The sequence below is a fragment of the Streptomyces sp. NRRL WC-3605 genome, assembly GCF_001509795.1.
GTDB lineage: Bacteria > Actinomycetota > Actinomycetes > Streptomycetales > Streptomycetaceae > Streptomyces > Streptomyces viridochromogenes.
The window spans coordinates 424297-431934 of sequence record NZ_LLZN01000001.1 but is presented as its reverse complement, the minus strand read 5'-3'; the positions used below and the strand labels follow the sequence as shown (position 1 = coordinate 431934).

Genomic DNA, 7638 nt, shown 5'->3' with positions numbered 1-7638 from the left:
CACCCTCGCCAACCTCGTCATCAGCATGCACAGGCACATCGTCCCAGACGCCGAACCAGCACCCATCTACCTTGACCAGAGACATAGGGGCACCCCCCCCCGCAGCGTCCGGCGTCAAGGGAACAGCACATCCGTTCCCACAGAGCCGCCGGACCGAGGACGGACACCCCCCACCCCGGCCCCGCCCTCCTCCCAACCGCAGGCGCTGCGCGCACCCCCACCGAAGAAGCCGAGGCGCCGCAGGCATCCCCCCGGAACCGATCCCACCGAAAGACGCGTCTTGGGGGTCGTGCAGCGTCAAGGCTCCATCGGCGACACCGCCGTGATCCGCGTCCGCGCGACAGGAGGCATCCTCCTGGTCGCCCACCTTGCGTTCGTCGCCTGGCTCACGCTGCGCCCCCTGGACGTCCCCTGGGTGATGCCCGCCAACCTCCAGCCGTTCGCCGGCCTCCGCGCCGACCTCGCCCTCGGCTGGCGCGAGGCCACCCGCTGCATCGTCGAGGGCCTCGCCCTGCTCGCCCCGCTCGGGGTCCTGCTGCCGATGGCCCACGGCAGGACGACGTCGTCCCCGCTCGGCTCCCTGGCCCGTACGACGGCCGCCGTGGCGCTCATCTCCCTGGGCATCGAACTGCTCCAGACCGGCGTCCCCGGCCAGATCGTCGACGTCGACTCCCTCCTGCTCAACACACTCGGTGCGGCGATCGCCCACACCGCCGTGGTCCCCGCGGCCCGGGCCCGCTTCCGCCGCGGCACCCCCGAGGAGCACCGCACGCCGGTACCCCAGGAGGAGCCGTCTCAGGGTCGGACCCCGACGATCCCCAGGGTCGGGATGGCCCCGTAGCACGACGCTTCATCCCGTTTGTCCTCGTAGCGTTGAGGTCAGTGGAGGAGACACCACTCGGAGGGCCCGACGAGGCGCCGCCGACCGACGCTCACGAAGGAGCCGCACCATGACCGCGCTCGCCCGACCCACCCACGGCCGCATGATCGGCGGAGTGTGCGCCGCGCTGGCGCGCCGCTTCGGCACCTCCGCCACGACGATGCGCGTGATCTTCCTGCTCTCCTGCCTGCTGCCGGGGCCGCAGTTCCTGCTCTACATAGCGCTCTGGCTGCTACTGCCGTCGGAGAAGTCGGACAGGACTCGCACGGCGTGGTGACACAGGGAAACCCCCGACCGACTACCGGCCGGGGGCTTTTCTTTTCATCACAGCTCAGGCGGCCACCACAGCGGCCGTCCGGGCCCGAGCCGCCCGAGTCCCCAGCACGGTGATCGTCACGACACCGAGAACGGCCACCAGCCCGACCCCGACGGTCCCGCCCCAGCCCCCGGCATGGAACGCGATGGCCCCGACCGTGCTCCCCGCACTGGAGCCGATGTAGTAGGCCGACTGATACAACGCCGCGGCCTGCGCACGCCCGACCGACGCCGTCTTGCTGACCGCCGACGACGCCACCGCGTGCCCCGCGAAGAACCCGGCGGTGATCAGCACGAGCCCCAGCAGCACCAGCGGCAGGGACCCCGCCAGGGACAGCAGCAGCCCCGACGCCGTCGTGGCACCGGCCGCGTACAGGGCACCGCGCCGCCCGAGCCGGTCCACCAGCCGTCCCGCCGTGGAAGCGGACACCGTGCCGACGAGATACACGAGAAAGATCGAACCGACGATGCCCTGCGGCAACGAGAACGGCGCTTCGGCGAGCCGGTACCCGATCACGGTGTAGACACCGCCGAACACGGTCATGAACAGCGCGCCGATCGCGTACAGCCGGCGCAGCAGCGGGTTCGACAGATGGTCCCGCACGGTCCGCGCCAGCACCCGCGGCCGCAGCGACCCGGGCGTGAAGTGCCGCGGCGCCGGAAGCAGCAGCCGGAAGGCGACCGCGCAGGCCACCGCGACGGCGCCGATGACGCCGACCGCCACCCGCCAGCCCCACTCCTGGGCCACCCAGCCGGTGATGACACGGCCGCTCATGCCGCCCACGCTGTTGCCCGCGACGAACAGCCCGATCGCCGTGACGAGCGCCCTGGGCCGCACCTCCTCGGCGAGGTACGCGGTCGCCGAGGCCGGCAGGCCCGCCAGCGCGGCGCCCTGGATCGCCCGCAGGACGACGAGCGTGGTCAGGTTCGGTGCGAAGGGCACCGCGAGGCCGACGGCGACCGCGACGGCCAGGGAGGCCGTCATGACGGTACGGCGGCCGTACCGCTCGGACAGGGCGCTCATGGGGAGCACGAACAGGGCCAGTCCGCCGGTCGCTGCCGCCACCGTCCAGCTGGCCGCGCTCGCGGGCACGCCGAACTCACCGGAGATCAGCGGCAGGAGGGCCTGCGTGGAGTAGAGGAGGGCGAAGGTCGCGACCCCGGCGAGAAAGAGAGCAAGGCTCATCCGGCGGTATCCGGGACCGCCCGGGGCCATACGGGAGTCGTCGACAGGGGCTGCGGGTGCGGCGGCGACCACGGACGTGGACGCCTCGGTACTGGCGGAAGGCATGCTTCGACGCTACGAACACCACCACTGATCCGTCCAATGCATGGATTCGCCATAATCGTTCCCATGGCGCATCAGCACAGTTCACGACGTCGGCTGTCACCGTCCAGTGACACAGAAGACATGGCCGACATGACACGGCTGCTCGCTCCCCGCCTCGCGTACTTCGCCGGTGTGGCCCGTACGGAGCACGTCACCCGGGCCGCGCACGAGATGGGGGTGCCGCAGTCGACGCTGTCGCGGGCCATGGTCCGCCTGGAGCAGGATCTGGGTGTGGACCTGTTCGCCCGGCACGGCCGCACGGTCTCGCTGACCCCCGCGGGCCGTACGTTCCTCGCCTCCGTCGAGCGCGCCCTCGCCGAGGTGGAGCGCGCCGCCGAGGAGGTCCGCGCCGACGCCGACCCGGCGACCGGCAAGGTCGCCTTCGGCTTTCTGCACACCATGGGCGCGGAGACGGTCCCGGGCCTGCTGCAGGCGTTCCGCGCCGATCATCCGCGGGTCCGCTTCAGCCTGGTGCAGAACTACGGGGAGGCGATGCTGGAGGGCCTGCGGGCCGGTGAGCTGGACCTGTGCCTGACGTCGCCGGTCCCGGACGCCCCGGACCTGGTGGCGCGCCGCCTGGACGAGCAGAAACTGCGGCTGGTCGTCCCGGCCGAGCACCGTCTCGCCGCCCGTCGGCGCATCCGGCTGGCGGAGGCGGCGGAGGAGAACTTCGTGACGCTGGAGCCGGGCTACGGGCTGCGCCGGATCACCGACGACCTGTGCCGGGAGGCGGGGTTCCGGCCGCGGATCGCCTTCGAGGGCGAGGAGGCGGAGACGCTGCGGGGTCTGGTGGCGGCGGGTCTGGGGGTGGCGCTGCTGCCGCCGCCGGCCGTGCCCCGGCCGGGAGTCAGAGAGCTGACCGTGACGGCTCCCCGGGCGGCCCGCGAGATCGGCGTCGCGTGGCTGGCGGACCGCCCGGACACGCCTCCGGTGGCGGCGTTCAAGAAGTTCCTGCTCTCCCGCAGGGGAACGCTGCTGCCTTGAGAAACCAGGAACCGCCCCGGACCCGAACCCACACCAGGCCCCGGACCGGAACCCAACACACCTACCGTCGCAACGACTTCCCGAACCCGGAGGCCAGCGGCATCCGCAGCCCGAGCGGCGGCGGTGCGGCGAACGCGTCGGCGACCGGCCGCGAGAACACCGCCCCGAACAGGCAGCCCATGACGAAGTCCTCGGCGAGGGCGAGCACTTCGTCCCGGTGCTGATGCAACCGGTGCCGGTCGGAGTGCACTTCGAACCGGCACACCTCCCGGTTGGCCTTCTTCGCCCGCGCCGCCAGCCGGAAGGACAGTTCGGGGTCGGTGCGCTCGTCGTTCGTGCCGTGCACGATCAGCACGCGCCGCCCGGCGAGCTGCTTCACCGGTTCGGGCGGGTCCGCGGCGTCCTCCTCGGGCAGCCAAGGGGCGATGGCGAGCACGGAGTTGACGGCCTCGTGGCCGCCCGCGCGCAGCGCCGCCCGTCCGCCCATGTCGAGGCCGGCGAGGCACACGGGCACGTCGCCGTAGAGCCGTACGGCCTCGTCGGCGGCCCACAGGGCGTCGCCGAGGAGGGCGGCCTCGTCGCCGTTCCAGCCGCGGTAGCGGTAGTGGACGACGTGCACGGCGAGCCCTTCTCCGCGCCCGGCCCGGTGGAGCCGGCGCCCGAGGGCGCGGGTCAGGGAGGTGGCCAACAGCGGTGCGGGTCTGCGATATGAGCTCGCGTCACCTGGCGGGAGCAGCAGCACCACGCCGCTCACCGCTGTCGGCTCCGGCCCCATCGCCCTGCCCAGCCGGACCCTGCGCACCGGCGTCGCTTGCTGTGCCATGACAGAACAGTGGCAGAAGTGGGCGCGTCCGCGACCCGTCCGTGCGGTCACCGTTACGTATCGACGGATGTGTAAAGCGGCGATCCGGACGTGTGCGCGGAGACGCGCTCTCTACGCGCGTAGGCGTTAGAGTGCGGAAATGACGAGCCAGACTGCCCCGAAGGCGCACACCCCGAGCTCGGACCAGATCCGCCGGGCCCCGAAGGTTCTGCTGCACGACCACCTCGACGGCGGGCTCCGCCCCGGCACGATCGTCGAGCTCGCCCACGAGTCGGGCTATTCCGGTCTTCCCGAGACCGATCCCGGCAAGCTCGGGCTCTGGTTCCAGGAGGCCGCCGACTCCGGCTCGCTGGAACGCTATCTGGAGACGTTCTCGCACACCGTGGCGGTGATGCAGACCCGCGACGCCCTGGTGCGGGTCGCCCGCGAGTGCGCGGAGGACCTCGCGGAGGACGGGGTCGTCTACGCCGAGGTGCGCTACGCCCCGGAGCAGCACCTGGAGGGCGGGCTCACCCTGGAGGAGGTCGTCGAGGCCGTCAACGAGGGTTTCCGGGAGGGCGAGCGGATCGCCCGGGAGAACGGTCACCGCATCCGGGTGGGCGCGCTGCTCACCGCGATGCGGCACGCGGCCCGCTCGCTGGAGATCGCCGAGCTCGCCAACTCCTACCGGGACCTGGGCGTCGTCGGTTTCGACATCGCGGGCGCCGAGGCGGGCCACCCGCCGACCCGGCATCTCGACGCCTTCGAGTACCTGAAGCGGGAGAACAACCACTTCACGATCCACGCCGGCGAGGCGTTCGGGCTGCCGTCCATCTGGCAGGCCCTGCAGTGGTGCGGCGCCGACCGGCTGGGGCACGGGGTGCGCATCATCGACGACATCCGGGTGCGGGACGACGGCTCGGTGGAGCTCGGACGGCTCGCGTCGTACGTGCGGGACAAGCGCATCCCGCTGGAGCTGTGCCCGAGCTCCAATCTGCAGACGGGCGCGGCCGACTCGTACGAGGCGCATCCGATCGGACTGCTGCGCCGACTGCACTTCCGCGCGACGGTGAACACCGACAACCGCCTGATGTCCCACACCAGCATGAGCCAGGAATTCGAGCATCTTGTCGAGGCGTTCGGTTACACGCTCGACGACATGCAGTGGTTCTCCGTCAATGCGATGAAATCATCGTTCATTCCTTTCGATGAACGGCTGGCGATGATCAATGACGTGATCAAGCCCGGATATGCCGAACTCAAGTCCGAGTGGCTTTTCCGACAGACGGGCTCTACCAGCGGTTCTCCGGGCGAGAGCGACTGACCAGCGGTCCTGGGCGCACAGGGACTGCGGACGCCATTCACAATCCGTCCGCAATTCGATGTTTGCGGCCGGGCGGCGGGGGTGTTTACGGTCGAAGAACCGCTCACATCCCCGTTCTCGAATTCCGAGGTTTTCCATGAAGCAGTCTGTCGCCAAGTCCCTCGGTGTCGCCGCGCTCGGTGCCGCCTTCGCCGCCACGGGCGCCGGTGCCGCGAACGCCGCGCCCGCCGTCCCCGACGCCGGCGCGGCGCTGGACACCGTGACCCGGACGCTCCCGGCGGAGAGCCTGACGCAGGCCACCCCGAACGCCGCCCAGGGTCTGGCCGGCGGGCAGGAGGCGGTGGCCGCCGGACTGGCCGCCGCGCAGCCGGCCGCCGAGGGGACGCTGGCGGGCGCCCCGGCGCTGGCCGCCGCCCCGACCGGCGCGGCCACCGGGCTCCTCGGCGGGCTGCCGCTGGAGAGCCTGCCGGCGCAGGGCCTCCCGACCCAGGGCCTGCCCGTGAACGGCGTCCCGCTGGGCTGAGCCCGGCGTACGGCCGCACACCATCGGGGCGCACTCGTGACATGGGGGTGCGCCCCGCTGTCATGCCCCGCCCACCTGCGGGTTCTCCGACTCCGGGGGCCATTGTCAGTGGGCTGCGGTAGCTTCCGAAGTGGTGGGGCGCGACGAGGCGTCCCGCGGGACGGCCACAGGGGGTGGGTGGACGATGAGCGACGGTACGGCGACCACGACGACGGACCTCGACGTCAGGTTGGAGAAGCACCGCGTCGAGCTGACCGGGTACTGCTACCGCATGCTCGGTTCGTCCTTCGAGGCCGAGGACGCGGTGCAGGACACGATGGTGCGTGCCTGGCGCAGCTACGACAAGTTCGAGGGCCGCTCCAGCCTGCGCTCGTGGCTGTACCGCATCGCGACGAACGTCTGCCTGGACATGCTGACCGCGGGCAACAAGCGGGCCAGGCCCATGGATCTCACCGAGTCGACGCCGCTCGCGCAGGCCGCCCTGTCGCCGCGCCCGGACCACACCTGGCTGGAGCCTGTGCCGGACAGCCGCGTGCTGCCCACGACGGACGACCCGGCGGAGGCGGCCGTCGCGAAGGAGTCGGTGCGGCTCGCCTTCATGGCCGCGCTCCAGCAGCTGCCGCCGAAGCAGCGGGCGGTGCTGATCCTGCGCGAGGTGCTGGCGTGGAGGGCGAGCGAGGTCGCCGAGCTGCTCGGCACCTCGGTCGCGTCGGTCAACAGCGCGCTCCAGCGGGCCCGGGCCACCCTCGACGAGCAGCAGCAGCCGGGCGCCGAGGCGGCGGTCGCCGATCCGCTGGACGACGAGCAGCAGAAGCTCCTGGACCGCTATGTCGCCGCCTTCGAGGGGTACGACATGACGGCGCTGACCGCACTGCTGCACGAGGACGCCATCATGACGATGCCGCCGTTCGACCTGTGGCTGACCGGCGCCGGGGACATCACCGGTTTCATGACGACGCTGGGCGCCCCGTGCGCGGGCTCCCGGCTGCTCCCCGTCCAGGTCAACGGGCTGCCGGGGTTCGCCCAGTACAAGCCGGACCCGGAGGCGGGCGGATTCACGCCGTGGGCGGTCCAGGTCCTGGAGATCTCAGGGGGGCGGATCACCGGGTTCCACTGCTTCCTCGACACGAAGCGCTGGTTCCCGCTCTTCGGGCTGCCCCTCCACCTCGAAGCGGAGGCCGACGAGGTCGAGAAGGGCGTGTAGGGCGGGGTCCGGGTCCCGCAGCCGTATCCGGCCTCCGGCGCGGCGGGCGGTGAGCTGGAGCCGGGCCAGCAGATCGACGGTCCCCAGGCCCGGCGGGCCGAGCCCGCCGACGTCGCACACGACCACCCTGGACCGGCCGCCCTCCAGCCGCGCCCGGACGACCGCGCACAGCCCTGTCACCTCACCCCGCGTGACGGGGCCGGCCAGCACGAGTACCGCGGGTGTCATGGCGTCCACGAGCGGTAGACCGGGGCCGGGCCGCCAACTCATCGCGGG

Annotated in this window: 9 protein-coding genes; 6 read left to right on the top strand and 3 right to left on the bottom strand. The window is 72.0% G+C overall.

Features of this window, described 5'->3' with window-relative positions:
- The first annotated feature begins 289 nt into the window (after positions 1 to 289).
- Together ADL34_RS02075 and ADL34_RS02070 are read left to right on the top strand one after the other, a co-directional pair.
- The gene (locus tag ADL34_RS02075; RefSeq protein WP_062663757.1) at positions 290 to 841 is read left to right on the top strand and encodes a VanZ family protein; all 552 of its coding nucleotides are present in this window, start codon (positions 290 to 292) and stop codon (positions 839 to 841) included.
- A gap of 109 nt (positions 842 to 950) precedes the next feature.
- The gene (locus ADL34_RS02070; RefSeq protein ID WP_062663759.1) at positions 951 to 1157 is read left to right on the top strand and encodes a PspC domain-containing protein; all 207 of its coding nucleotides are present in this window, start codon (positions 951 to 953) and stop codon (positions 1155 to 1157) included.
- 54 nt (positions 1158 to 1211) lie between these two features.
- Here ADL34_RS02070 and ADL34_RS02065 read toward each other — a convergent pair whose 3' ends face one another.
- Positions 1212 to 2486: an MFS transporter gene (locus ADL34_RS02065; RefSeq protein ID WP_062663761.1), complete on the bottom strand. Its 1275-nt coding sequence runs from the start codon at positions 2484 to 2486 to the stop codon at positions 1212 to 1214.
- Positions 2487 to 2549: 63 nt separating this feature from the next.
- Here ADL34_RS02065 and ADL34_RS02060 point away from each other — a divergent pair, with 63 nt between their 5' ends.
- On the top strand, positions 2550 to 3509 hold the full coding sequence (locus ADL34_RS02060) for a LysR family transcriptional regulator (protein ID WP_062663764.1): 960 nt from the start codon (positions 2550 to 2552) through the stop codon (positions 3507 to 3509).
- 61 nt (positions 3510 to 3570) lie between these two features.
- On the opposite strand, the gene ADL34_RS02055 is transcribed toward ADL34_RS02060, so the two are convergent.
- Positions 3571 to 4332 (bottom strand): dienelactone hydrolase, encoded by a 762-nt coding sequence (locus ADL34_RS02055; RefSeq protein WP_062663769.1) that lies wholly within the window; start codon positions 4330 to 4332, stop codon positions 3571 to 3573.
- A gap of 139 nt (positions 4333 to 4471) precedes the next feature.
- On the opposite strand from ADL34_RS02055, the gene ADL34_RS02050 reads away from it, so the two are divergent.
- From ADL34_RS02050 to ADL34_RS02040, 3 genes are all read left to right on the top strand, one after another.
- Positions 4472 to 5635: an adenosine deaminase gene (locus ADL34_RS02050; protein WP_062663770.1), complete on the top strand. Its 1164-nt coding sequence runs from the start codon at positions 4472 to 4474 to the stop codon at positions 5633 to 5635.
- 136 nt (positions 5636 to 5771) lie between these two features.
- Positions 5772 to 6158 (top strand): hypothetical protein, encoded by a 387-nt coding sequence (locus ADL34_RS02045; protein WP_062663771.1) that lies wholly within the window; start codon positions 5772 to 5774, stop codon positions 6156 to 6158.
- Between the two features lie 184 nt (positions 6159 to 6342).
- Entirely contained in the window at positions 6343 to 7362 is a 1020-nt protein-coding gene (locus ADL34_RS02040) for a sigma-70 family RNA polymerase sigma factor (RefSeq protein WP_062663772.1), read from the top strand.
- Here ADL34_RS02040 and ADL34_RS34475 read toward each other — a convergent pair.
- The gene (locus ADL34_RS34475; RefSeq protein ID WP_159038883.1) at positions 7246 to 7632 is read right to left on the bottom strand and encodes an STAS domain-containing protein; all 387 of its coding nucleotides are present in this window, start codon (positions 7630 to 7632) and stop codon (positions 7246 to 7248) included. The genes ADL34_RS02040 and ADL34_RS34475 overlap by 117 nt on opposite strands.
- Positions 7633 to 7638: the final 6 nt, after the last annotated feature.

Coding starts and splice junctions, on each gene's coding strand:
- ADL34_RS02070 (WP_062663759.1), top strand. CDS start 951: ATGACCGCGCTCGCCCGACCCACCCACGGCCGCATGATCGGCGGAGTG.
- ADL34_RS02065 (WP_062663761.1), bottom strand. CDS start 2,486: ATGCCTTCCGCCAGTACCGAGGCGTCCACGTCCGTGGTCGCCGCCGCA.
- ADL34_RS02060 (WP_062663764.1), top strand. CDS start 2,550: ATGGCGCATCAGCACAGTTCACGACGTCGGCTGTCACCGTCCAGTGAC.
- ADL34_RS02055 (WP_062663769.1), bottom strand. CDS start 4,332: ATGGCACAGCAAGCGACGCCGGTGCGCAGGGTCCGGCTGGGCAGGGCG.
- ADL34_RS02050 (WP_062663770.1), top strand. CDS start 4,472: ATGACGAGCCAGACTGCCCCGAAGGCGCACACCCCGAGCTCGGACCAG.
- ADL34_RS02045 (WP_062663771.1), top strand. CDS start 5,772: ATGAAGCAGTCTGTCGCCAAGTCCCTCGGTGTCGCCGCGCTCGGTGCC.
- ADL34_RS02040 (WP_062663772.1), top strand. CDS start 6,343: ATGAGCGACGGTACGGCGACCACGACGACGGACCTCGACGTCAGGTTG.
- ADL34_RS34475 (WP_159038883.1), bottom strand. CDS start 7,632: ATGAGTTGGCGGCCCGGCCCCGGTCTACCGCTCGTGGACGCCATGACA.